Raw genomic sequence first — 22,016 nt, forward strand, 5'->3', positions numbered from 1 at the left:
GGTCCGGCACGTCGACCGCGTCTGACGCGCTGGATGCGCCCGGCCCCGGCGGGCCGGGTGGGCACACCGGGCCCCGCGATCAGCCGACGGACTCTCCACGGCCCTGCCGGCCACATACGGCTCCGGACTCTTGGGCGATGTGACATGAGCCATCGCGCGTTCCGCTCCAACGATGCCCGTTAGCAGCAGATCCCTGGCACACATCCGGACAAGGCGCCCATAGCGGACATGCCCTGCGAGTGGCGACGCGGCATTCGACCCGCCCGCCATTCCGCCGCCCGCCATGCGATGAAGGCGCTTCGGCGGCGAGATGGATTCCTTCCGCGAAACCCTGGGACCGGACAGCATGCCGCAGGTCCGTAAGCAAGACCTCTCTCGCCTACGAAGTCCCTTCGTAGCGATCTTTTGTTGCCCTGCGCGTCAGGCTCTCCTAAGAATGACGGGGCCGCGGGGAGGCCCGGGTGGCTCAGGCGTAGCGCATTACAGGAAGCCTGGTCGGTAGGTCGGCGAGTGAGTGAGGAAGGCCAAGGATGAAGCGCAGGCTGGTAACGACAGTGGCCATGGCGGCGGCTACTCTTTCGCTCATGGCAGTGCCGTCCGAGGGTGTCGCCACCTCCTCGCACCTGGGTGTCTATGTCGGCCCCGGGAAAACCGATGACCTGAACAACTTCCGGACCTGGCTCAGCCGGTCACAGGTCCACGCGACCGACTATGCGGACCCGTCCGAGAACACCAAGTGGAACCAGTACGCGTTCAAGTACTGGGGCGACTGGAAGAAGGCCGAAGCCGGTCGGCAGTTCGTACTCGGGCTGCATATGCTGCCGAAGGGCGGCAATTTCGCCGACGGGCTCGCCGGTAAGTACGACAGCCAGTTTCAGGGCCTCGCCGACCTGATGATCAAGAACGGCTTGGGCAACTCGGTCGTACGCCTCGGGTACGAGGGTAATAACAAGATCATCGGACCATGGCAGGGCACTGACGATCCAGCAGCTTATAGGGCCATGTTCCGACGCGTGGTCTCTCTTATGCGAGCTCGTACCGGAGCGGCTTTCCAGTTCGACTACAACATGGCCGTCGGCCCATCGGGCAAGGTCACGTCGTTCGAGACGCTGTACCCCGGCGACTCCTATGTCGACATAGTTGGATTGAACATCTACGACGTGTGGTGGCAGCACCCGGGCGCTACGCCGGCTCAGCGGTGGAACCACACCCTCACCACCGCCATGGGAGTGAACGAGTTCAAGGCATTTGCCGCCGCCCACAACAAGCCCAAGTCCTACCCGGAATGGGGCCTGTACCTGAAGGGTGACGTCTATGCGGGGGGCGGCGACTCGCCCTATTTCATCGACCGGATGGCCGAGCTGGTCCAGGACTCCAAGTATCAGGCGTATTTCAACCATGACTGGGGCGGCGGGACGCTGGACGACTTCCCGAACGGCAAGGCGCAGTACAAGCTCCGCTTCGGAGGCTGAGACCTGTCCCGAGCCCGGTCTTCGAATCAGCATGGGCCAGGTCGGTCGCCGTACGGCACCCTCGTCCATCCGGCGAGGGCGAGGGAGTGCAGGTGGGCGATGCCGCTCATGGCGTGGTGCACGCCTTCACCCTTGGGACGACAGTCGCGCAGCATCTTCCAGGTATTCGTACGGGCGAAGGCGTGCTCGATTCGAGCACGGACACGGCGCGGCGCCGGCGATCGGATCGGTCACGGGTGTGCGACCCGGCATCGCCTGGGCCGAAGCCCCCTGGTTCAGCGATGAACAATTTCGCAAGACACTACTGGAGCGGGTCATGGACGGTGATGCGCACCCCAGGGCTCAACTTCTCCAGCGACTCGGCGAGTTCCTCCCCTGCGGCCGCCACCTGGCCGCCCGCCAGGGGACCCATGCCCTCGAGGAGGAACAGGGCGTTCACCGAGTCCTCCGTGAGCCGGGTGCGCATTCCCTGGCGCCAGTTCCAGCGACGGCAGGTGACGCCTTCGTCGTCGCGCCAGACGACTTCGCCGGGTTCCGGGTGTTCGACGATCTCCTCGCCGCCCGCCACGGTGACGAACGGCTCCTGCCCTGTGGCCCTGACGAGCCTCATGCCGCCCTTGATCCGGTCGGTGTCCTCGCCGCCGACGGGGATCAGGTGCGCCACGCTGATGGCGTTGTAGACGTCGACCAGGACGTTGATCCGGGGCAGCCCGCCGTCCGCGAGCGCCCTCCTGGCCAGCGCCTCCGCCGAGTTGCGGGTCCGGGACGGCTTGGCACCGAACGCCGTGTAGGCCTCGCGCCACGCGGCCATGCCGGGGTCCTCGTGGGGCGCGCACCCGTCGAGGCGGCTCATGAGTCGGCGGGTGGCCTCGTCAAGGAGCGCCGAACTCCCCTCGTTGCTGGGACCGTTGGTGAGCCCGTTCGCCTCGACGGCGACATGGGTGAATCCGGGCGCGATTGCGCGTACGTCGTGGGACACGGTGAGCCGGAGTGTCATCGCCTGCTTGCCTCGAACTTCTCAGAGGGTGGCCGGGAGCGCCTTCCACAGACGTTCCCGGTCGGGAGCCTTTTGGAGCGCTTCCAGGACCACGGGGTGCGGTGCAGCATAGAGTACCGGGTAGTCCATGTCACTGGACTCAGATCGCGGGGTGTACGGCAGCCGCTCCCCCGTCAGCGAGAACGGCACGGACCCACCGGGCCGGCCACCCCTGGGGTCCTGACGGTGCCAGGCCCCGTGGAAGCGCACCGCCACCAGGCCGTGCACCACCCCCTCCAGCCGCTGATAGCACAAGGCCGCCGGGATGTCCTCGGCGCGCAGCAGGGCGGCCAGGGCATGGGACTTGGCGTAGCAGATGCCGGTGCGCTGCCGCAGCACGTCGGAGGCGCGCCAGGTGACCCGGGGGTCGCCCGTGTCATGCGAGTGCGGTACGGCGTCACGGACGTACTCGTAAGCGGCCTGGGCGTATACGTATGAATCAGCAGCTTGGCGCGCCAGCTCGGCAGCGACCTCGCGAACGACCGGATGGCCGTGGTCGATGGCAGCATCAGCCGCCAAGTAGGCCGACAGTCCCGGGTCTTGCTGGATGAGCTCCATGACCGGGGAGCATAGAAAGACGACCGACCGACAGTCAATGACTTATCGGCCGGTCGTATATCTATGCAGTTTTCAAGCCGGGTTCAGGGCCGGCGCGCCATCTCTTCCTTCAGCGCCTGGAGGAAGGCGTCCACGTCGTCCTCCGTGGTGTCGAACGAGCACATCCAACGCACGTCGCCGGCCGCCTCGTCCCAGAAGTAGAACCTGAAGCGCTTCTGCAGCCGCTCGCTGACGTCGTGCGGCAGCCGCGCGAAGACGGCGTTCGCCTGCACCGGGTAGAGGATCTCCACCCCGTCCACCGCGCGCACTCCGTCCGCGAGCCGCTGGGCCATGGCGTTGGAGTGCCGGGCGTTGCGCAGCCACAGGTCCTTGGCGAGCAGCGCCTCAAACTGCACGGAGACGAAACGCATCTTCGAGGCGAGCTGCATGGAGAGCTTGCGGAGATGCTTCATGTGGCTGACCGCGTCAGGGTTGAGGACGACGACCGCCTCACCGAAGAGCATGCCGTTCTTGGTCCCGCCGAAGGACAGGACGTCGACGCCGACGGCGTTGGTGAAGGCCCGCATGGGCACGTTCAGCGACGCCGCGGCGTTGGCTATCCGGGCCCCGTCGAGATGGACCTTCATGCCGTGGCCGTGGGCGTGGGCGACGATCGCGCGGATCTCGTCCACGGTGTAGAGGGTGCCCAGCTCGGTGTTCTGGGTGATCGACACCACCTGCGGCATGGCCCGGTGCTCGTCGTCCCATCCCCACGCCTGCCGGTCGATGAGCTCGGGCGTGAGCTTGCCGTCCGGCGTGGGCACGGTCAGCAGCTTCAGCCCGCCCATGCGCTCCGGCGCGCCGCCCTCGTCGACATTGATGTGGGCCGATTCGGCGCAGATCACTGCACCCCAGCGGTCGGTGAGCGCCTGGAGCGCGGTCACGTTGGCTCCGGTGCCGTTGAAGACCGGGAAGGCCTCGGCGGTCGGGCCGAAGTGGCTGTGGACGACACGCTGGAGGTGGTCGGTGTACTCGTCCTCGCCGTAGGAGACCTGGTGGCCGCCGTTGGCGAGAGCGAGCGCGGCCAGGATCTCCGGGTGGGCACCCGCGTAGTTGTCGCTGGCGAACCCGCGCACGGACGGGTCGTGGTGGCGCCGTGCGTCGGTCTTTACGGTTCGGGGGTCAGCCACAGACGCTGTCCATTCACTTCCTGTGCGGGGCGGCCCCAGACTCCGGCGATGGCGTCGGCCAACTCCGTCACGTCGGTGAAGCCCGCGAACTTCGCATTGGGACGCTCGGCGCGCATGGCGTCGTGCACCAGTGCCTTGACGACCAGGATGGCAGCAGCGGCCTTCGGACCCTGCTCGCCCCCCGCCTTGCGGAACGAGTCGGCGAGGGCCAGGGTCCACGCCTCCGCGGCGGCCTTGGACGCCGCGTACGCCGCGTTGCCCGCCGTGGGCTTGCTCGCCCCGGCGGCACTGATCAGCAGGTAGCGGCCCTTGTCGCTGCGCAGCAGACCGTCGTGGAAGGCGAGCGAGGTGTTCTGGACGGTACGGATCAGCAGCTTCTCCAGCAGCTCCCAGTCGGCGGGGTTGCTCTCGGTGAACGAGGCGCTGCCGCGCCAGCCGCCCACGAGGTGGACCAGTCCGTCGATCCGGCCGAACTCCTTCTCCGTCTTGTCGGCCCACTCGCGGGCGGCGCCCAGGTCGAGCAGATCGACGGTGTCGCCGGTGACGGTGGCTCCGCCGTGGGCGTACCTGGCCGCGTCCACGGCTTCGGCGAGCCGCTGGGCGTCGGCGTCGGAGGCGACGACGACGGCGCCCGCCTCGGCCAGCCGGAGCAGGGTGGCCCGGCCGGCGGGACCGGCCGCGCCGGCCACCGCGATCACCGCGCCCTCCAGGGCGCCACTGCCGTTGGTGTCCATGCTGGTCGCCTCCTCGGTTCGAGAGCTCACGCGGCAGCCCCCGGAGCGGAAGCGGCGGTGATCCCCTTGGTGGAGGCGATCACGTTCTTCAGCTTCTTGGAGAGCGCCTCATAGAACATGCTCAGCGGAAACTCGTCCGGAAGCACGTCATCCACGAGCTTACGAGGCGGCAGCGTCAGATCGAGGGCGTCGGGGCCCTTGGCCCAGCGCGACCCGGGGTGCGGGGCGAGGTAGGTGGAGACCAGGTCGTACGCGGCGAACCAGTGGACCAGCTTCGGGCGGTCGATACCTTCGCGGTAGAGCTTCTCGATCTCGCCGCAGAGCTGGTTGGTGACGTGCGGGGCACGCTCCCAGTCGATCTTCAGGGTGTTGTCGGTCCAGCGGACGACGTCGTGCTTGTGCAGGTAGGCAAAGAGCAGCTGGCCGCCGAGGCCGTCGTAGTTGCGCACCCGGTCGCCGGTCACGGGGAAGCGGAACATGCGGTCGAAGAGCACCGCGTACTGCACGTCACGGCCGTGCGGGTTGCCCTCGGCCTCCAGCTTCACGGCCTCCTTGAAGGCAGTGAGGTCGCAGCGCAGCTCCTCGAGGCCGTACATCCAGAACGGCTGGCGCTGCTTGATCATGAACGGGTCGAACGGCAGGTCGCCGTGGCTGTGGGTGCGGTCGTGGACCATGTCCCAGAGCACGAACGCCTGCTCGCACCGCTTCTGGTCCGCGACCATCTCCCGGATGTCCTCGGGCAGTTCGAGACCGAGCACCCGCACGGCCTCTTCCGTGACGGCGCGGAAACGGGCCGCCTCGCGGTCGCAGAAGATGCCGCCCCAGGTGAAGCGCTCGGGCGCCTCACGCACGGCGATGGTCTCGGGGAAGAGCACCGCGGAGTTGGTGTCGTAGCCGGCGGTGAAGTCCTCGAACGTGATGCCGCAGAAGAGCGGGTTGTCGTAGCGGGTGCGCTCGAGCTCGGCGAGCCACTCGGGCCACACCATCTGGAGGACGACCGCCTCGAGGTTGCGGTCGGGGTTGCCGTTCTGCGTGTACATCGGGAAGACGACCAGGTGCCGCAGTCCGTCCTCGCGGGAGGCGGCGGGCTGGAAGGCGAGCAGCGAGTCCAGGAAGTCAGGCACCGCGAAGCCCGCGTCGGCCCACTTGCGCAGGTCGGCGACGAGGGCACGGTGGTAAGCGGCGTCGTGCGGGAGCAGCGGGGAAAGGTCCTCCACCGCGCCGATCACACGTTCCACGGCGGCCTCGGCGTCCGTACGGGAGGGAGCGCCGTCAGCGTCGAAGTCGATCGAGCCGTCCTTGGACTGCCAGGGGCGGATCTCTTCGACGGCATTCTTGAGCAACGTCCAGCTCGAATGGCCGACCACCGGGCCGGCCTGGGATATGCCCCTTGCAGCCACGTCCTGCACAAGAATTTCCGTCATGTCACTTCCTCCACAGGAGAACCTCGCGTCAAGACACCGTATCCATGTGCGGTTCTCCCTCACAAGTCAGTGTGAGGGAAATTATCCTGCCCTACCCCCATGATCGCCGCAGTTTTTGCGGTGACGGGTGCGCATCACGACCGCATCGGTGTCCGATGAGGGCTCGAAGAGTCCATCCACGTCAAGCTCCAGGAGGACTCGCCCACCCACGGGTGACCCGATCCCACAGGCCGCGGTCCGCAGGCCGCTGACGCCGTCGGTGTGCGGCTTCCGGACACCCCGCGCGCGAGCGGTTCCGTCTCCGGGAGGGGCCGTTAGGCTGCCTCGGTACCGCCGGGCGTCGGGCTGCGTCCCGCGGGAGCCGCCGTCGACGGAAGCGAGAGAATCTTGACTTTCCTCACCATCGGTCATCGCGGGGTCATGGGCGTCGAGCCGGAGAACACCCTGCGTTCCTTCGTCCGCGCCGAGCAGGCCGGCATGGACGCCATCGAACTCGATCTGCATCTGAGCAAGGACGGCGCGCTGGCCGTCATGCACGACGCCGACGTGGACCGCACGACCGACGGAAGCGGCTCCATCGCCGAGATGACGCTGGCCGAGCTGCGTCAGCTCGACGCGGGCGGCGGCGAGCAGGTGCCGGTGTTCGAGGAGGTTCTCGACGCCGTGCGGTGCCCGCTCCAGGCGGAGATCAAGGACGTGGCCGCCGCGCGCGCCCTCGCCGAGGTGATGCACAGGCGCGATCTGGTGCCCCGGGTCGAGGTCTCCTCGTTCCACGACGACGCGATCGCCGAGATTTCCGCGCTGGTGCCCGGGGTGCGCACGGTGCTGATCGCCAGCCGCTGGGGCGGCGACATCACGGACCGGGCAAAGGCCGTCGGCGCCCGAGCGCTGGCGCTGAACATCCGCAGGCTGACGCTGGAGACCGTCGAGGCCGCGCACGCCGAGGGACTGGGGGTGATCGGCTGGGTGGTCAACACACAGGAGCATCTGCGGCTGGTGCGCGCCCTCGAGCTCGACGGCGCGACCACGGACTTCCCCGAGATCCGGCGCACCGGCCGTTTCACGGCCTGACCACCGCCCGCACCCGCGCTCGCCGGCACCGCTGTGGAACCGGCGGGCGCGCCCGGGACAGGTCGCTCAGGCGAGGGTCTTCACCAGCAGCTCGAAGGCGAGATCGTCGCGCCGGGGAATCCCGAACCGCTCGTCGCCGTACGGGAAGGGGGTCATCCGGCCCGTACGGCGGTAGCCGCGGCGCTCGTACCAGGCGATCAGGTCCTCGCGCACGGAGATCACCGTCATGTGCATCGCCACCACGCCCCAGGTCTCGCGCACGCTACGCTCCGCCTCTGCGATGATCCTGCGGCCCAGACCGGCGCCCTGAAGGTCCGGGCGGACCGCGAACATGCCGAAGTAGGCGGCCTCGCCACGATGCTCGAGCTGACAGCAGGCCACCGGCTCCCCGTCCCGTTCGACGACCATAAGACGGCTGCCAGGGGCGGTGATGACCTCGCGCACCCCCTGCGGATCGGTGCGCTGCCCGCCGAGGATGTCGGCCTCCGAGGTCCAGCCCGCGCGGCTCGCCTCCCCGCGGTACGCCGACTCGATCAGCGCGACGAGCGCCGGTACGTCGGCGTCGGCGGCGTACCGGTAGGTGAGCTCGGCCGAGTCCCTGGGCGGGGCGGTGTCCATGGAGTGGCTCCGTTCCAACGGGGTGCGGTCGGCATGAGAGTAACCCGGCCCCGCGCACACGCCCCGAGCCGGTCCGCCATGAGCTCTCGCGCGCTCGCCGCACTCCCCTCGCGCCTCCGTGTACTCCCCCGTACCCCCGTGCGCTCGCGTACGCGGGCGGGAGGTGGGCATCGACTCCTCAGCCGCCGCCGAGGCCGGCCGAAGGGGGAGGTACGCCGTGCACGGACCCGCGATGTCCGGCTGGCTGCTCATGGTGCTGTGCACCGCGACCGGCCTGTACTGCCTGATCCGGATGCGCAGTTGCCGAGCGCCGGACAGAAAGGTGGCAGGCGGTGAGGCGCTGATGGGACTCGGCATGGCGGCGATGGCCGTGCCCGCCCCCGTGTTCACCCCGCCGACCTGGCACTGGATGGTGTACGCGGTCGTGTTCGGCGCCGCGGCGGTGCACGCGGTGCGGCCCGCCGGGCACGGCGCGCGTCATCTCCACCACGCCGTCGGTTGCGTGGCGATGGTCTACATGGCGGCCGCGATGGGCGGCACGGGCGCTCACGGGGCGCACACGGCCGGCGGCGTCCCGCTCCTCACCGGCGTGCTGCTCCTCTACTTCGCCGGATACGTGCTCCTCTCCGGCCCCCGGCTCATGCCGCTCGCCCCGGTGGGCGGCGGCACGGTCCCCGTCGAGGATCCGGCCGGTTCGCGGCCCGAGTTGGTGCCGGCCTGCCGGGTCTCGATGGCGACGGCCATGCTGGTGATGCTGCTGGCCCTGTGACGGGGTGCTGCCCCGTGCGAGCGGCGGCGTGTGTACCGCCGTGGCGTGCGTCACTTGACGCGCACGGGCATACCCGCAGGTAGCTCCGCGCTCATAGGCTGCCTCCATGATGGTCTCGCTCGCGCTGCTGCTGCTCGGCGCACTGGCCGCCGTCGTCGCCCCGCGCCTCGTGTCGCGTGCCGACTGGCCGGAGCGCGAGCCCGTCGTTGCCCTCTGGGTCTGGCAGTGCGTGGTCGCCGCCGTGCTGCTGTCGTTCGCGCTCTCCATGACGTTCAGCGCTGCCGCTGCCTGGCAGCTGGTGCGCGGCCCTGTCTTCGCATCCGCACCGCACGGGGTGGTCGAGGCGTACGCGCTCGGGGCGAACGAGACATGGTCCGCCGCCCTCGCCGTGATCCTGGCATGCGGCGGCGTGTGGACCGGGGCCATGCTGGCGAGGGAGATCCACCGGGCGCATGTCCAGCGCAAGCGGCAGCGCGCCGAGCTGCTCGTGCGCTCCCCCCTGATGCCGGACGAGGTCCCTGGAAGCGAGCCCCTGGTGGTCCTGGAGGCGGAGCGGCCCGACGCGTGGTGGCTGCCGGGCGCCGCGCCGCAGCTGGTCATCACCACCGCGGCGTTGCGGCGGCTGAAGGGCCGCCAGCTCGACGCGGTGCTGGCGCACGAGCAGGGCCACGCACGAGCCAGGCACGACTGGCTGCTGCACTGCTCGGCCGCGCTGGCCAACGGATTTCCGCAGATCCCGGTCTTCGCCGCCTTCCGTGACGAGATGCACCGGCTGGTCGAGCTGGCGGCCGACGACGTCGCCTCACGGCGCTTCGGCCGGCTGACGATCGCACTGGCCCTGGTCGAACTGAACGAGGAACGGGGCGTGTTCGGCCCCTGCCCGACGCCCGGAGCGCAACTGCCGCAGCGCGTGAACAGGCTGCTGACCCCGGTGCCCCGGCTCACTCCGGCCCGCCGGCTGCGGCTGACGGCGGCCGCCGCTCTGGTTCCGGTGGTTCCGCTGCTCGTGGCCTTCGTGCCGGGACTGCGCGCGCTGGGATAGCCGTACGGCCACGAAGAAGACAGGATTTATTCATGTCTTCCCCCCACTCCACGGACCCCGCTGCCCCCCACGACACCAAGGACACCTCCCCCCGCACCGCCCGGTCGCGACGGGCGACCAGGACGAGCGCCCTGTGCGTGCGCACCTGTGCGGTGACCGCCGCGCTGAGCGCCCTGCTGCTTGCGGCGGTCGCCGTCACCTGGTCACCGCTGGTCTCCTTCGACCGTGCGGTGGTGGACGCGCTGCATACCTCCGCGGTCCAGGAGCCGACGTTCACGCACGTCAACCGCGTGCTGACCGACTGGGTGTGGGACCCATGGGCCATGCGGCTGCTTGCCGCGGCGGCGGTCGTGTGGCTGTGGCTGCGCGGGGAACGCCTCCTCGCGATGTGGGTGGCGCTCGCAAGTGTCCTCGGCGCGGGCCTCCAGCAGGGCATGAAGGCCCTCGTCGGGCGGGAGCGGCCGCTGTGGCCGGACCCCGTCGATTCGGCGCACTACGCGGCGTTCCCGTCCGGGCACGCGATGACCGCCGTGGTCACCTGCGGGCTGCTGCTCTGGCTCTGCAGGCGGCGGGGCATGGCCGCGGGCGCCTGGATGTGGTGCGTCGCCGTCGCGGCCGTCTCCGTCCTCGGCGTCGGCTTCACCCGGCTCTATCTGGGGGTCCACTGGCCCTCCGACGTGGTCGGCGGCTGGCTCCTCGGGGTGTGCGTCGTCGCTCTCGCCGTGGCCTCCTACGGGCGGGTGGCCTTGTCCCGCGGTCACTGAACAGCCGAGGATCCGGGGCATGACGATCAGGACTGTTCTCTTCGACTTCTCCGGAACGCTCTTTCGCATCGAGTCGGCCGGCAGCTGGCTCCGCGCGGTGCTGCGAGAGCACGGGGCCTGCCTGCCCAAGGAGGAACTCGACGGTTTCGCCCGGCGGTTGGAGGCGGCCGGCGCACTGCCGGGCGGCGCCCACCCGGAGCGGATCCCCGATCATCTGGCCGAGCTGTGGGCCGCGCGGGACACGGACACGGCCCGGCACCGGGCGGCATACACAGGACTGGCGCGCGAGGTGCCCCTGCCGGACGAGGCCCTGTACGACGCCCTCTACGACCGCCATATGACTCCGGGGGCCTGGAGCCCCTACCCGGACGCCGCAGAGGTGCTGCGCGGCCTGCGCGAACGGGGCATCGGCGTCGGCGTGGTCAGCAACATCGGCTGGGACCTGCGCCCGGTCTTCCGGGCCCACGGCTTCGCGGAGCTGGTCGACACGTACACCCTGTCGTTCGAGCACGGCGTGCAGAAACCCGATGCCCGGCTGTTCCGGACGGCGTGCGAGGGACTCGGCCGAGATCCGCGGGAGGTGCTGATGGTGGGCGACGACCGCCGGGCCGACGGCGGCGCCGCTGAGCTGGGCTGTGCCGTCCACTTCGTGGACCACCTGCCGGCGGAGGAACGGCCCGCGGGGCTTCTTCCGGTGCTCGGACTCGTCGACCGGCGGCCCGCGCCGTAGGAGACTGGAAGCAGAACAAAGCCACCCGAACCGGACGATCCCCCGCGTCGCCCGGTTCGGGCAGCACCACCCGCCGGCCCAGGCCCCCGAGGGCCGGACGACGGGACGCGCTGAGTATATTGGCTGAGAGCCAGTCAACGCAGGAGCCAAGCATGTCCCCGCGAAGCGCATCGGTCAATGAAGAGCTTCGTCGACGTTCTCGCCAGCGGCTTCTGCAGGCGACGGTGGAGCTGATCGACGAGCGCGGTTACGAGGCCACGACCCTCGGTGACATCGCCGACCGGGCAGGTTCCGCCCGAGGTCTCGTCTCGTACTACTTCCCGGGCAAACGGCAGCTGTTGCAGTCCGCCGTGCACCGGCTGATGCACCTCACTCTCGAGGAGGCGCTGGAGAGGGAACCGCGCACCGACGACGGCCGCGAGCGGCTGGCCAGGGCCATCGACGCGATCCTCGGCCTCGCGATCGACCATCCCGTGCTGATGCGCACGCACATGGCGGGACTCCTGCAGGCCGACGGCTTCGTGCAGTGCCCGGAGCAGCAGCGGCTCGCCGGACTGCTGCGGGACACGGTGGAGCGCTACGGATCACGGGACGTCGACACCGACTATCCGCTGCTTCGCGGGCTGCTGATGGGGGCGGTCTTCGCCCTTCTGCTGCCCGGCGTACCGATGCCCCGCGCGCGGCTGCGCGCGGAGCTGTTCCAGCGGTACGGGCTGGACTGGGAACTGGGTGCTCCGCCGGGCGGTCCCCCGCCCGGCGGAGCGCCGGATCACATACCGGATCAGTCGTCGAAGTCGTCGAAGTAGTCCGGCTGCGTCTGCACGTTGAGCTCGTGCATCCGCACCTTCGCGCCGGCGTCGGTGCGCCGGTCGCTGATCTTCAGGACGTCGAAGCCCTTGGCCATGTCGTTGGAGTAGATGTAGCCGTTGTAGTAGTACGCGGACCAGGAACCGCCGCTGGACAGCCTGTCGGTGGTCAGCGGGCCGCGCTCGAAGTAGGCGATCTCCTTCGGCTTCGAGGAGTCGGTGAAGTCCCACACGGAGACGCCGCCCTGGTACCAGGCCTGGACCATGATGTCGCGGCCCTTGACCGGGATCAGGGAGCCGTTGTGGGCCACGCAGTTCTCGGTCGCGGCCTGGTGGCGCGGGATCTTGAAGTAGCTGCGGAAGACCAGCTTGCGCCTGTCGCCCTTGCCCGCGATGTCGTAGATGCCGTCCGCGCCGCGGTTCGGGCCGATCTCGGCGTTGCAGGTGGCGGCGCCGCCGCCGCCGAGCTCGTCGGTGAAGACGACCTTGTTCGCCTTCTGGTTGAAGCTGGCGGAGTGCCAGAACGCGAAGTTGACGTTGTCCTGGACCCGGTCGATGACCCTCGGGTGCTCCGGGTCCTCGATGTCGAACAGGATGCCGTCACCCATGCAGGCGCCGGCGGCCAGGTCCTTGGAGGGCAGCACGGTGATGTCGTGGCAGCCCGTGGTCTTGGAGACGCCCGGGTTGGTGGGTGCGCCCGGGTTGCCGCCGCCGTCGGGTCCCTCGCCCGGGAAGAGCACCGGGAAGTTCACGATCGCCGACTTCTCCGGGGCCTTGCGCGGCACCTTGATGACGGAGATCCCGTCGTGCGGGGGCTGGCAGTCGGGGAACGCGGCGTTCGGCGAGTACGAGGAGACGTACACGTAGACGTTCTTGCGTTCGGGCACCAGCGTGTGGGTGTGCGAACCGCACGCCGTCTCGACCGCTGCGACGTACTTCGGGTTCTCCTTGTCGCTGATGTCGAAGATCTTCATGCCCTCCCAGGACGACTTCTCGGTCGCCGGCTGGGACGTGCTGTTGCAGGAGTTGTCGCTCCGCGAGGAGTCGGTGGACAGGAACAGCAGGTCGCCGGAGACGCTGATGTCGTTCTGCGATCCCGGGCAGAGGACCTGCGAAACGGTCTTCGGACGCTCAGGGTTGCCGATGTCGTAGATGACGAAGCCGTCGTAGTTGCCGGCGAACGCGTACCTGCCCTGGAAGGCCAGATCCGAATTGGTGCCGGTGAGCGCGGCCTTGGGGATGTTCGTCACGTGCTCGATGTTGTCGCTGTGGACGACCTCGTCCACGCCGGGTATCTCGCCGTCGCGGATCGCCGACCTGGTTTCCGCCGACTCGCTCGCCGAGATGCTCTCGCGGACGGTGGCGTCTCCCGGATCGGGAACTGCCGCCGCCGGGCCCGCCGCCAGCATGGTGGCGAGCAGTCCGGCCGCCGCCGCGGCGACACCCAGTCGTCTGCGTCGCACTTGGGTGGTGTGCAACAGGATCACTGCGGTCCTCCCCTGGTATCCGTTCCTGGTTGAACGGTTCACGGACCCCGGCAGTATCTTCCCTAGCATGCACATCTCAACAGATGGCAACACGGACGTAATCAAGGTTTCTGAGCGGCGACACGTGCGCAGTAAGTGAAGGCGGCTGTCGCAAGAGGCCCGAGTTCCCCAGGAGGTCACCCGTGTTGAACCGCCCCCGTACCGCGCGTCCGCGCAGATCGGCCGTGGCCGTGGCGGTCGCCGTGGCCGTACTGTCCCTGGGCGCATGCGAGTCGGAGTCCGACGGCCCGAAAAGGGCGGCCGGCGACGACGGCCCCTCGGTGGTGGCGCCGGGGAAGCCCGGAGAGCCGGCCAAGACGCTCTCCGCGGACGAGGCCGCCGCCGCACTGCCCGACGACAGCCCCAACTCGGCCGACTTCGGTTATGCGCAGATGATGATCGAACACCATGAACAGGCGCTGCAGATGACGGCGCTCGCGCCGCAACGGGCCGAGTCGACACAGGTGAAACGGCTGGCAGAGCGAATATCCGCGGCCCAGAAGCCCGAGATCGACGCGATGCGCGGCTGGCTCACGAACAACGGTGGTCCCAAGAAGGACGGCGCGCACGGGCACGACCACGGCGCGATGCCCGGGATGGCCACGCAGGTTCAGCTGAAGCAGCTGCGTGAGTCCGACGGCAGCGCATTCGACGAGCTCTTCCTGAAACTCATGATCACCCACCATCAGGGCGCCGTGACGATGGCCGCCGAGGTGCTGTCGGACGGGAACAACGTCCAGGTCGAGGAGATGGCCAACGACGTGATCGCCCAGCAGACGGCGGAGATCGGCCGGATGCGCAAGATGTGACGCGACGGGGTCGCGTCGGAGCCGAGGGACCGGGCTGCCGGGGCGGACCGGTCCTGCGGGCGGGTGCGTGGGCGCCGCGCTCGGGGTGGCCCGGCCGGAGGGGTCGCCCGGCGGACCGGGCTGCCGCTGGCGGGCGCGGGGACGCCAGGGCGGTGGCCCGGCGGACCGGCTCGTCCGGGACGGGCGGGGCCGGCGCGTGCCGCCAGGGCCGCAAGCCTGCGCCGGGGCCGGCGGGCACCCTCGGGGCGCGACGGACCGGGCGGGTCACCCGGGGGCGGCCCGGTCGCCGGGCGGACGCCGGCCGACGCGGGACGGAGGACGATACGCCGGGCCAGAAGGGTGGCCTCGGAGCGCGACGGAAGGACGCGAGGGCGCAAGCCTCCCCAGGGACGCGCTCCGGTGCGATGCTGGAGATCCCACTGCGGGAAGGAGCGCCACGTGCTTCGCGTCGCCGTCGTCGGATCGGGTCCCAGTGGGGTCTACGCCGCGCAGGCCCTCGTCGGCCAGACCGCTGTGCCCGATGTCCGGGTGCACATCCTGGACCGCCTCCCCTGCCCGTACGGACTCGTGCGCTACGGCGTGGCTCCCGACCACGAAAAGATCAAGTCGCTGCAGAACAGCCTGCGGGCGGTCCTCGAGGACGACCGGATCGATTTCCTGGGGAACGTCGAGGTCGGCAGGGCGGGCCTCGGTCCGGCGGAGCTGCTGCGGCTCTACCACGCGGTCGTGTACTGCGTGGGCGCGGCCAAGGACCGCAAGCTCGGCATCCCTGGCGAGGACCTTCCCGGCAGCCACTCCGCCACCGACTTCGTCTCCTGGTACAGCGCGCATCCCGACGCAGCCCCGGACGCCTTCGCCCTCGGGGCGCGGGCGGCGGTCGTCATCGGCGTGGGCAATGTGGCGGTCGACGTGGCGCGCATCCTTGCGCGTGGCGCGGACGAGCTGCGCGGAACGGACGTTCCCGAGCGGGCGCTGGCGGCACTGGCGGCCAGTCAGGTGCGCGATGTGCACATGGTCGGCAGGCGCGGCCCGTCGGGAGCCAAGTTCACCACCAAGGAGCTGCGGGAGCTGGGCGCGCTGCCCTCGGCGGACGTCCTGGTGGACCCCGCGGATCTCGCGCTGGAGACGGCGTACGCCGATCCGGCCGCCGTGCCGGCGATCGTGCGCCGCAACCTCACCGTCGTACGGGAGTGGGCCGCCAGGCCGCCGCAGGGCCGGCCGCGCCGCATCCATGTGCGGTTCTTCCTGAGGCCGGTGGAACTTCTGGAGCGTGACGGACGGGTGGGCGGTGTCCGCTTCGAGCGGACCGAGCCGGACGCCACGGGCGGCGTGCGCGGGACCGGCGCGTACCAGGACATCGAGGCGCAGCTGGTGCTGCGCGCGGTGGGATACCGGGGCGTGCCGACGGAGGGACTGCCGTTCGACGCCGATCGCGGTGTGGTGCCGAACGCCGCGGGACGGGTGCTGCGGGAGGGCCGTTCCTCGCCCGGCGAGTACGTGGCGGGATGGATCAAGCGCGGACCGAACGGCGTCATCGGCACCAACCGCCCTTGCGCGAAGGAGACCGTCAACTCCCTGCTGGAGGACGCGGCGACGCTGGTGGGGCGGCCGGTCGCCGCTGATCCGGAAGCCGAACTCCGGGCCATGGGGCAACAGCCGGTGCGGTGGCGCGGGTGGCTCGCGATCGAGGAGGCGGAAGCGGCGCTGGGGCGCACCCTGGGCCGGCCGCCCGTCAAGATCGCGGACTGGGAGGGGCTGCTGGAGGCGGCACGGGGCGCCGGCTCCGGCGTGCCCGGCGAGGGCGGGCGCTGACGGCCGTCGCGTCGGCGCCCGGCGCGTTCGACGGCGCCGGCACCTGGCTCGGCCGAGGGCGTCGCGAGGGTCGTGTCAGACGTCGGTGAGGCGGCGTTCCTGGGCCTGCGCCGCCTCGAGCACCCGGTCGAGAAGACCGGGAAACAGTGCTTCGAGGTCGTCCCGCCGCAGACCGTTCATCTTCGCCGTGCCCTGGTAGGTCTGGCGGATCACACCGTTCTCACGCAGCACGCGGAAGTGGTGGGTGGTCGTCGACTTGGTGACCGGCAGCTCGATGTCGGAGCAGCTCAGATCGGCCTCGCCGGCCGCGAGTTCGCGCACGACGCGCAGTCGCATCGGGTCGGAGAGGGCATGGAGCACGTTCTCCAGCCGGATCTCGTCCCGGCCGGGGTGGGCGAGCACTCGGGGGCTGGTCACGGTGGTCACGACGGCTCCGCTTCGTCCGGGGAGGTCCATGGTACGAGGCCCTTCGTAGTTCGGCGTTTCGCGTGTTCCCCCTCCCGGGCCGGGTCCCCGCCCGCGATACGGCGAGCCGGTAGTTCGATACCCCTCGTAGTTTGACTTCCATCGTACTACGGTGTCTATCGTACGAGTGCCCCGGACCCTCTACCGAACGGAGCCCGCAGTGAGCGCGTTGTTCGAGCCCTACGCCCTTCGGTCACTGACCGTCCCCAACCGCGTCTGGATGGCGCCGATGTGCCAGTACAGCGCCGAGGTCTTCGGCCCGAACGCGGGCGTCGCCGGCGACTGGCACTTCGCCCACTACGCCGCCCGTGCCGCCGGCGGTACCGGGCTCATCCTCGTCGAGGCCACCGCCGTGAGCCCCGAAGGGCGCATCAGCCCCGCCGACCTCGGCATCTGGAACGACAACCAGGTCGCGGCGTTCCGCCGGATCACCGCGTTCCTCGAGAGCCAGGGCACGGTGCCCGGCATCCAGATCGCCCACGCCGGACGCAAGGCCTCGACCGACCGGCCGTGGAACGGTGGCGAGCCGGTCGGCCCCGAGCAGCACGGCTGGCAGCCCCTGGCGCCCAGCGCGATCCCCTTTGCCGAGGGGCATCCGGTACCGGACGAGCTGACCGGCGTACAGATCGCCGATATCGTCGGCCGGTTCGCCGACGCGGCCCGTCGCGCCCTGGACGCCGGGTTCAAGGTCGCCGAGATCCACGGGGCCCACGGCTATCTGATCGGCGAATTCCTGTCACCGCACAGCAACCACCGCACCGACGAGTACGGAGGCTCCTTCGACAACCGCGTGCGCTTCGCGCTGGAGGTCGTGGACGCGGTACGCGGCGTCTGGCCGGAGGAACTGCCGCTGTTCTTCCGGATATCCGCCACGGACTGGCTGGAGGAAGGCGGCTGGACGGCCGACGACACGGTCCGCTTCGCCTCGCTGCTGAAGGAGCACGGGGTGGATCTCCTGGACGTCTCCAGCGGCGGCAACGCAGCCGGCGTGCGCATCCCCACCGGCCCCGGCTACCAGGTTCCGTTCGCGGCCCGGGTCAAGGCGGAGACCGACCTGCCGGTGGCCGCCGTCGGCCTGATCACCGACGCGGAGCAGGCGGAGAAGATCCTCGCCAACGGCGAGGCCGACGCGGTACTGCTCGGCCGCGAACTGCTCCGCAACCCCTCCTGGGCCCGCCACGCTGCGCGCGAACTCGGCGGAGAGGTCCACGTGCCGCGGCAGTACCACCGCTCCGTCTGAGCCGGGGGCGCGCCTGGCCGCCGCTCGGCCCGGGCCGGTGGCGGTTCGCGCCGCTGCCGCTCTGTCCGAGCGGGAGGCCCGCCGCGTCCCAGACGCGGTCGGCGGACGACTGCGCGCGGACGACGCTCCGCGGCGCACGGGCCCGCGCGGACGCCAGTGCCTCCCTGGACGCGCTTCCGCGCCTCCCCCGGGGCGCGGCGCCGGCCCGGCGGATGTGCACAGGTTTCCGTCCCGCCGATGAGTTCCGGGCCGGCCGGCGGTCAGCACTTGCATTGCCGGGCCGGCCTGGGTGACGGGCGCCCACCTGCGCCGAGAGCGTCCTGCGGGCCGCTGTCGGTGGTCGGGTGCAGACTGGCCCACAACCGAGACAAAGGCGTCCTGGAGGTAGCAGGTCATGACCGATGTTCTTCTCACCGTGGGCACACGCAAAGGGCTCTTCATCGGCCGCAGGAGCGGCGGGACCTGGGAGTTCAGTGGCCCGCATTTCAACGCGCAGGCGGTGTACTCGATCGGCATCGACACCCGCCGGGCCGTCCCGCGGCTGCTGGTCGGCGGCGACAGCGCCCACTGGGGCCCGTCGGTGTTCCACTCGGACGACCTGGGGAAGACCTGGATCGAGCCGGAGAAGCCGGCGGTCAAGTTTCCCCAGGACACGGGTGCGTCGCTGGAGCGTGTCTGGCAGCTGCACCCCGCCTCCGACGCCGATCCGGACGTGGTCTACGCGGGCACAGAGCCGGCGGCGCTCTTCCGCTCGGAGAACGGCGGCGACAGCTTCGAGCTGGTCCGACCGCTGTGGGAGCACCCGACGCGTTCGCAGTGGGTGCCCGGTGGCGGCGGCGAGGCCGTCCACACCGTGATCACCGACCCGAGGGACCCACTGGCCGTGACGGTCGCCGTGTCCACGGCCGGTGTGTTCCGCTCCCGTGACGGCGGGGAGAGCTGGGCCCCGTCGAACCAGGGCGTGTCGGCTGTCTTCCTGCCCGACCCGAACCCGGAGTTCGGCCAGTGCGTGCACAAGATCGCACAGGACGCCGTCGACCCCGACCGCCTGTATCTGCAGAACCACTGGGGCGTGTTCCGCAGCGACGACGCCGGGGCGAAGTGGACCGACATCGGCGCGGGGCTGCCGTCCGACTTCGGCTTCGCCATGGCTGCCCATCCGCACCGCGCGAACACCGCGTACGTGTTCCCGATCACCGCCGACGCGGATCGCGTCCCCGCCGAGCGCCGCTGCCGGGTCTACCGCACCCGTGACGCGGGAGAGACCTGGGAGGCGCTGTCGGCCGGCCTGCCCGAGGGCGACCACTTCGGCACGGTGCTCCGGGACGCCCTGTGCACGGACGACGCCGACCCGGCGGGCGTCTACTTCGGCAACCGCAACGGCGAGCTGTACGCGAGCGCGGACGACGGCGACAGCTGGCAGCTGCTCGCCTCACACCTCCCGGACGTGCTGTGCGTGCGGGCGGCCGTCATGAAATGAAGCACCACGCTCACGGCCGTCCCGAGGCTTCTCGATCGCCGGTGCCGGGGTGCGGCGGAGGGAGGAGATGCCCGGCGCGACCGGTGAGGAGCATCAGAAGCGCCGAGACCGGCGCGGACCTCCTCCTCCGCGCCGTGGGCCCTCTCGGCGTCGGTGGCGACGAGCCGGGCCTCGGGGAGCGGCCAGGGCCGGAGTGGGAAGCGCATGGTCCCTACCCGGTCCGTCGCGTCGGCCGCGGCGGACACCGGCATCGTGCGCTCCCGCCCGGCGCCAGGGCGGTGTCCTGGCCGTGCACCAGAATGTCGATGGTCGGCGTCCCTCACCCGCCGGTCGCCGGTCAGGAAACCCGCGTCCGCGAAGCGCGTCCTTACGGGAGCCGCCAGTCGACCGGCTGGGCCCCCTGGCGGAGCAGGAGTTCATTGGTGCGGCTGAAGGGCCGTGAGCCGAAGAAGCCCCGGTCCGCCGACATGGGCGAGGGGTGCGCGGACTCGATGGCCGGCAGGTCGCCCAGCAGGGGTCGGGCATTGCGGGCGTCACGCCCCCACAGCACCGACACCAGCGGCTTGCCCCGGGCGGCGAGCGCCCTGATGGCCTGCTCGGTCACTTCCTCCCAGCCCTTGCCGCGATGCGCCCCCGGCTTCCGAGGGGCCGTGGTCAGTGCCCTGTTGAGCAGCAGCACACCCTGACGGGTCCACGGGGTCAGGTCACCGTTCGACGGGCGGTCCAAGCCGAGGTCCGTTTGCAGTTCCCGGAAGATGTTCTCCAGGCTTCCCGGCAGCGAACGGACCTCGGGTGCGACCGCGAAGCTGTGTCCGATCGCCATTCCCGGCGTGGGATAGGGATCCTGACCCACTATCAGCACCCGCACCTCGTCGAAGGGCTGCTGAAAGGCGCGCAGAACGTGCTGCCCTGCCGGCAGATAGGTCCGGCCCGCCGCGATCTCCGCACGCAGGAAGTCACCCATCGTCGCGATGCGCCCGGCCACGGGGCGCAGCGCCTCGGCCCATCCGGGCTCCACAAGTTCACTCAACGGTCGTGCTGCCACGGCGCGTCACTCTACCGGCCCACGGAGTGCCATCCGACCGGTGGCGGAGGGCTCGCACGGCGGAGACGTCAACGCCCGCGCCTGTTCCCCCTGACCGCGACTGGTCACGCCTGCCACCACCCTGGTTCCCTGCCGACCGCGAACCGGTTACCCACCGCGGCCCGTCGGCGCGGCCGCTGTGGCGCGGAGCGGTCGGCACTCCGTCACCGGTCCGACGCCCGCGCCGCGACGGCCTCAACCGCCACCGCTGCGCCCCGACATGCGCCTGCGGATAGGCTGCCGCCGTCGTTACCGGTCCTCTTCGTCCTGGAGTCGCGTGAACGAGCTTGTGCTGCGCCAAGGCGCCCGTCCTTCCAGCCGGCGACTGTCGTGAGCTGGGTGCTGGGTGTGGATTCGGGCGGCTCCGGCCTGCGCGCGGCGCTCGCGGAGGCCGGGCAGCCGGAGCAGGCGCGGACCGCCTTCTCCGGTGAGCCGGTGCGCACCGGCAGCGCGGGGATCGATGCCGGACACATGCGGGAGCAGTTGGTCCCCATGGTGCGGCGGCTCATGGAGCAGGTCGGGGCCGGCCGGCTGTCCGCCGTGGTGATCGGCGCGGCGGGGATGGCGACACTCGGCGGCCGACTGCGGGCCGAACTGCCCGCCGCGCTGGACCGCGAGCTCGGCGTACGGCGTCTGGGGCTGGCCGCCGACGCGGTCACCGCGTACGCGGGCGCGCTGGGCAGCAGGCCCGGGGCCGTGGTCGCCGCCGGCACCGGGACGATCGCCCTGGGCACCGATCTGACCTCCTGGCGACGTGCGGACGGCTGGGGTCATCTGCTGGGCGACTGCGGGAGCGGCGCCTGGATCGGAAGGGCGGGACTCGAGGCGGCGCTGCGCGCCCACGACGGGCGGCGGGGCGGCTCGGCCCCGCTCCTGGAACGGATGGAGTCGGCACTCGGCCCGGCCGCGGAGCTGCCGGGGATGCTCTACCCCCGCCCGGACCGGCCGGCGGTGCTCGCCTCCTTCGCACCCGAGGTCGGCCGGTGCGCCGGATACGACCCGGTGGCCGCAAGCATCCTCGAGCGGGCCGCGGGGCACATCGCGGAGGCGGCCGCCGCCGTGTGCCCTCCGCCGGACGAGGTGCCGGAGGGCTGCGAGGTCGCTCTGACCGGCGGGCTGCTGAAGCTCGGGGAGCCGCTGCTCGCCCCGCTGCGCGCCGAGCTGGCCGGGCAGTTGCCGCACGCCCGCCAGGTGCCGGCGGACGGCGACCCGCTCTTCGGGGCGCTGCGCCTCGCGGCTTCCCTCGCGGCCGGTGAACTGCGGCTTCCGGCGCATCCGACCATGCTGTACGTCCCCGGTGGGACGGCGTCGCGGGAGGGCCACGACGACCCCACCGGATAAACCGGGACAGATGACGCTCGTCCGCCCCCTCCCCGAACAGCCGCTCAGGCAAAACCAGTAGCATGC

21 protein-coding genes are annotated in these 22,016 nt (G+C 70.7%); 12 read left to right on the top strand and 9 right to left on the bottom strand.

Going from position 1 to position 22,016, the window contains the following annotated elements; genetic code table 11:
* Window positions 1–530: 530 nt before the first annotated feature.
* Window positions 531–1,472, top strand: coding sequence for a glycosyl hydrolase (locus MDN94_RS27000; RefSeq protein WP_482728504.1), 942 nt, complete (start codon window positions 531–533; stop codon window positions 1,470–1,472).
* Window positions 1,473–1,773: 301 nt separating this feature from the next.
* Here MDN94_RS27000 and MDN94_RS27005 read toward each other — a convergent pair whose 3' ends face one another.
* The 5 genes from MDN94_RS27005 to MDN94_RS27025 all read right to left on the bottom strand — a co-directional run bounded on the left by MDN94_RS27005 (window position 1,774) and on the right by MDN94_RS27025 (window position 6,393).
* Complete coding sequence (locus MDN94_RS27005) at window positions 1,774–2,469, bottom strand: B3/B4 domain-containing protein (RefSeq protein WP_482728505.1); 696 nt, start codon at window positions 2,467–2,469, stop codon at window positions 1,774–1,776.
* Between the two features lie 21 nt (window positions 2,470–2,490).
* Complete coding sequence (locus MDN94_RS27010; protein WP_482728506.1) at window positions 2,491–3,066, bottom strand: transglutaminase-like domain-containing protein; 576 nt, start codon at window positions 3,064–3,066, stop codon at window positions 2,491–2,493.
* An 83-nt stretch (window positions 3,067–3,149) separates the two neighbouring features.
* Window positions 3,150–4,235 carry a threonine aldolase family protein gene (locus tag MDN94_RS27015; RefSeq protein WP_482728507.1) on the bottom strand — a complete coding sequence of 362 codons (1,086 nt, stop codon included), beginning with the start codon at window positions 4,233–4,235 and terminating at the stop codon, window positions 3,150–3,152.
* On the bottom strand, window positions 4,214–4,969 hold the full coding sequence (locus MDN94_RS27020) for an SDR family NAD(P)-dependent oxidoreductase (protein ID WP_441265995.1): 756 nt from the start codon (window positions 4,967–4,969) through the stop codon (window positions 4,214–4,216). The genes MDN94_RS27015 and MDN94_RS27020 overlap by 22 nt, the downstream gene beginning before the upstream one ends.
* A 26-nt stretch (window positions 4,970–4,995) precedes the next feature.
* Window positions 4,996–6,393: a DUF6421 family protein gene (locus MDN94_RS27025; protein WP_482728508.1), complete on the bottom strand. Its 1,398-nt coding sequence runs from the start codon at window positions 6,391–6,393 to the stop codon at window positions 4,996–4,998.
* 387 nt (window positions 6,394–6,780) lie between these two features.
* Between MDN94_RS27025 and MDN94_RS27030 the strand changes: the two genes are divergently transcribed.
* Window positions 6,781–7,464, top strand: coding sequence for a glycerophosphodiester phosphodiesterase (locus MDN94_RS27030; protein WP_482728509.1), 684 nt, complete (start codon window positions 6,781–6,783; stop codon window positions 7,462–7,464).
* A gap of 66 nt (window positions 7,465–7,530) precedes the next feature.
* Here MDN94_RS27030 and MDN94_RS27035 read toward each other — a convergent pair whose 3' ends face one another.
* Window positions 7,531–8,082 carry a GNAT family N-acetyltransferase gene (locus MDN94_RS27035; RefSeq protein ID WP_482728510.1) on the bottom strand — a complete coding sequence of 184 codons (552 nt, stop codon included), beginning with the start codon at window positions 8,080–8,082 and terminating at the stop codon, window positions 7,531–7,533.
* Window positions 8,083–8,299: 217 nt separating this feature from the next.
* On the opposite strand from MDN94_RS27035, the gene MDN94_RS27040 reads away from it, so the two are divergent.
* From MDN94_RS27040 to MDN94_RS27060, 5 genes are all read left to right on the top strand, one after another.
* Window positions 8,300–8,851 (top strand): DUF5134 domain-containing protein, encoded by a 552-nt coding sequence (locus MDN94_RS27040; RefSeq protein ID WP_482728511.1) that lies wholly within the window; start codon window positions 8,300–8,302, stop codon window positions 8,849–8,851.
* A 106-nt stretch (window positions 8,852–8,957) separates the two neighbouring features.
* Window positions 8,958–9,893, top strand: a complete 936-nt coding sequence (locus tag MDN94_RS27045) for a M56 family metallopeptidase (RefSeq protein ID WP_482728512.1) — start codon at window positions 8,958–8,960, stop codon at window positions 9,891–9,893.
* Between the two features lie 32 nt (window positions 9,894–9,925).
* Complete coding sequence (locus MDN94_RS27050) at window positions 9,926–10,657, top strand: phosphatase PAP2 family protein (protein ID WP_482728513.1); 732 nt, start codon at window positions 9,926–9,928, stop codon at window positions 10,655–10,657.
* 19 nt (window positions 10,658–10,676) lie between these two features.
* Window positions 10,677–11,387 (top strand): HAD family hydrolase, encoded by a 711-nt coding sequence (locus MDN94_RS27055; RefSeq protein ID WP_482728514.1) that lies wholly within the window; start codon window positions 10,677–10,679, stop codon window positions 11,385–11,387.
* A gap of 152 nt (window positions 11,388–11,539) precedes the next feature.
* Entirely contained in the window at window positions 11,540–12,193 is a 654-nt protein-coding gene (locus MDN94_RS27060) for a TetR/AcrR family transcriptional regulator (RefSeq protein ID WP_482728515.1), read from the top strand.
* On the opposite strand, the gene MDN94_RS27065 is transcribed toward MDN94_RS27060, so the two are convergent.
* The gene (locus MDN94_RS27065; RefSeq protein WP_482729094.1) at window positions 12,169–13,602 is read right to left on the bottom strand and encodes an LVIVD repeat-containing protein; all 1,434 of its coding nucleotides are present in this window, start codon (window positions 13,600–13,602) and stop codon (window positions 12,169–12,171) included. The two genes, MDN94_RS27060 and MDN94_RS27065, sit on opposite strands and share 25 nt — an antisense overlap.
* A gap of 260 nt (window positions 13,603–13,862) precedes the next feature.
* Here MDN94_RS27065 and MDN94_RS27070 point away from each other — a divergent pair, with 260 nt between their 5' ends.
* Both MDN94_RS27070 and MDN94_RS27075 read left to right on the top strand, forming a co-directional pair.
* Window positions 13,863–14,528 (top strand): DUF305 domain-containing protein, encoded by a 666-nt coding sequence (locus MDN94_RS27070; protein ID WP_482728516.1) that lies wholly within the window; start codon window positions 13,863–13,865, stop codon window positions 14,526–14,528.
* A gap of 438 nt (window positions 14,529–14,966) precedes the next feature.
* Window positions 14,967–16,340 (top strand): FAD-dependent oxidoreductase, encoded by a 1,374-nt coding sequence (locus tag MDN94_RS27075; RefSeq protein ID WP_482728517.1) that lies wholly within the window; start codon window positions 14,967–14,969, stop codon window positions 16,338–16,340.
* Between the two features lie 75 nt (window positions 16,341–16,415).
* On the opposite strand, the gene MDN94_RS27080 is transcribed toward MDN94_RS27075, so the two are convergent.
* Window positions 16,416–16,766, bottom strand: a complete 351-nt coding sequence (locus MDN94_RS27080; RefSeq protein ID WP_482728518.1) for an ArsR/SmtB family transcription factor — start codon at window positions 16,764–16,766, stop codon at window positions 16,416–16,418.
* Window positions 16,767–16,965: 199 nt separating this feature from the next.
* Between MDN94_RS27080 and MDN94_RS27085 the strand changes: the two genes are divergently transcribed.
* Window positions 16,966–18,045 (top strand): NADH:flavin oxidoreductase/NADH oxidase, encoded by a 1,080-nt coding sequence (locus MDN94_RS27085; RefSeq protein ID WP_482728519.1) that lies wholly within the window; start codon window positions 16,966–16,968, stop codon window positions 18,043–18,045.
* Window positions 18,046–18,439: 394 nt separating this feature from the next.
* Entirely contained in the window at window positions 18,440–19,525 is a 1,086-nt protein-coding gene (locus MDN94_RS27090) for a WD40/YVTN/BNR-like repeat-containing protein (protein WP_482728520.1), read from the top strand.
* Window positions 19,526–19,892: 367 nt separating this feature from the next.
* Here the strand turns inward: MDN94_RS27090 and MDN94_RS27095 are convergent, their stop codons facing one another.
* Window positions 19,893–20,570: a uracil-DNA glycosylase gene (locus MDN94_RS27095; protein WP_482728521.1), complete on the bottom strand. Its 678-nt coding sequence runs from the start codon at window positions 20,568–20,570 to the stop codon at window positions 19,893–19,895.
* Window positions 20,571–20,939: 369 nt separating this feature from the next.
* On the opposite strand from MDN94_RS27095, the gene MDN94_RS27100 reads away from it, so the two are divergent.
* On the top strand, window positions 20,940–21,950 hold the full coding sequence (locus MDN94_RS27100; protein WP_482728522.1) for an N-acetylglucosamine kinase: 1,011 nt from the start codon (window positions 20,940–20,942) through the stop codon (window positions 21,948–21,950).
* Window positions 21,951–22,016 lie beyond the last annotated feature (66 nt).

It is taken from the genome of Streptomyces sp. WAC00040, from assembly GCF_056835925.1.

Coding starts and splice junctions, on each gene's coding strand:
- MDN94_RS27000 (WP_482728504.1), top strand. CDS start 531: ATGAAGCGCAGGCTGGTAACGACAGTGGCCATGGCGGCGGCTACTCTT.
- MDN94_RS27005 (WP_482728505.1), bottom strand. CDS start 2,469: ATGACACTCCGGCTCACCGTGTCCCACGACGTACGCGCAATCGCGCCC.
- MDN94_RS27010 (WP_482728506.1), bottom strand. CDS start 3,066: ATGGAGCTCATCCAGCAAGACCCGGGACTGTCGGCCTACTTGGCGGCT.
- MDN94_RS27020 (WP_441265995.1), bottom strand. CDS start 4,969: ATGGACACCAACGGCAGTGGCGCCCTGGAGGGCGCGGTGATCGCGGTG.
- MDN94_RS27025 (WP_482728508.1), bottom strand. CDS start 6,393: ATGACGGAAATTCTTGTGCAGGACGTGGCTGCAAGGGGCATATCCCAG.
- MDN94_RS27035 (WP_482728510.1), bottom strand. CDS start 8,082: ATGGACACCGCCCCGCCCAGGGACTCGGCCGAGCTCACCTACCGGTAC.
- MDN94_RS27045 (WP_482728512.1), top strand. CDS start 8,958: ATGATGGTCTCGCTCGCGCTGCTGCTGCTCGGCGCACTGGCCGCCGTC.
- MDN94_RS27050 (WP_482728513.1), top strand. CDS start 9,926: ATGTCTTCCCCCCACTCCACGGACCCCGCTGCCCCCCACGACACCAAG.
- MDN94_RS27055 (WP_482728514.1), top strand. CDS start 10,677: ATGACGATCAGGACTGTTCTCTTCGACTTCTCCGGAACGCTCTTTCGC.
- MDN94_RS27060 (WP_482728515.1), top strand. CDS start 11,540: ATGTCCCCGCGAAGCGCATCGGTCAATGAAGAGCTTCGTCGACGTTCT.
- MDN94_RS27065 (WP_482729094.1), bottom strand. CDS start 13,602: ATGCTGGCGGCGGGCCCGGCGGCGGCAGTTCCCGATCCGGGAGACGCC.
- MDN94_RS27090 (WP_482728520.1), top strand. CDS start 18,440: ATGACCGATGTTCTTCTCACCGTGGGCACACGCAAAGGGCTCTTCATC.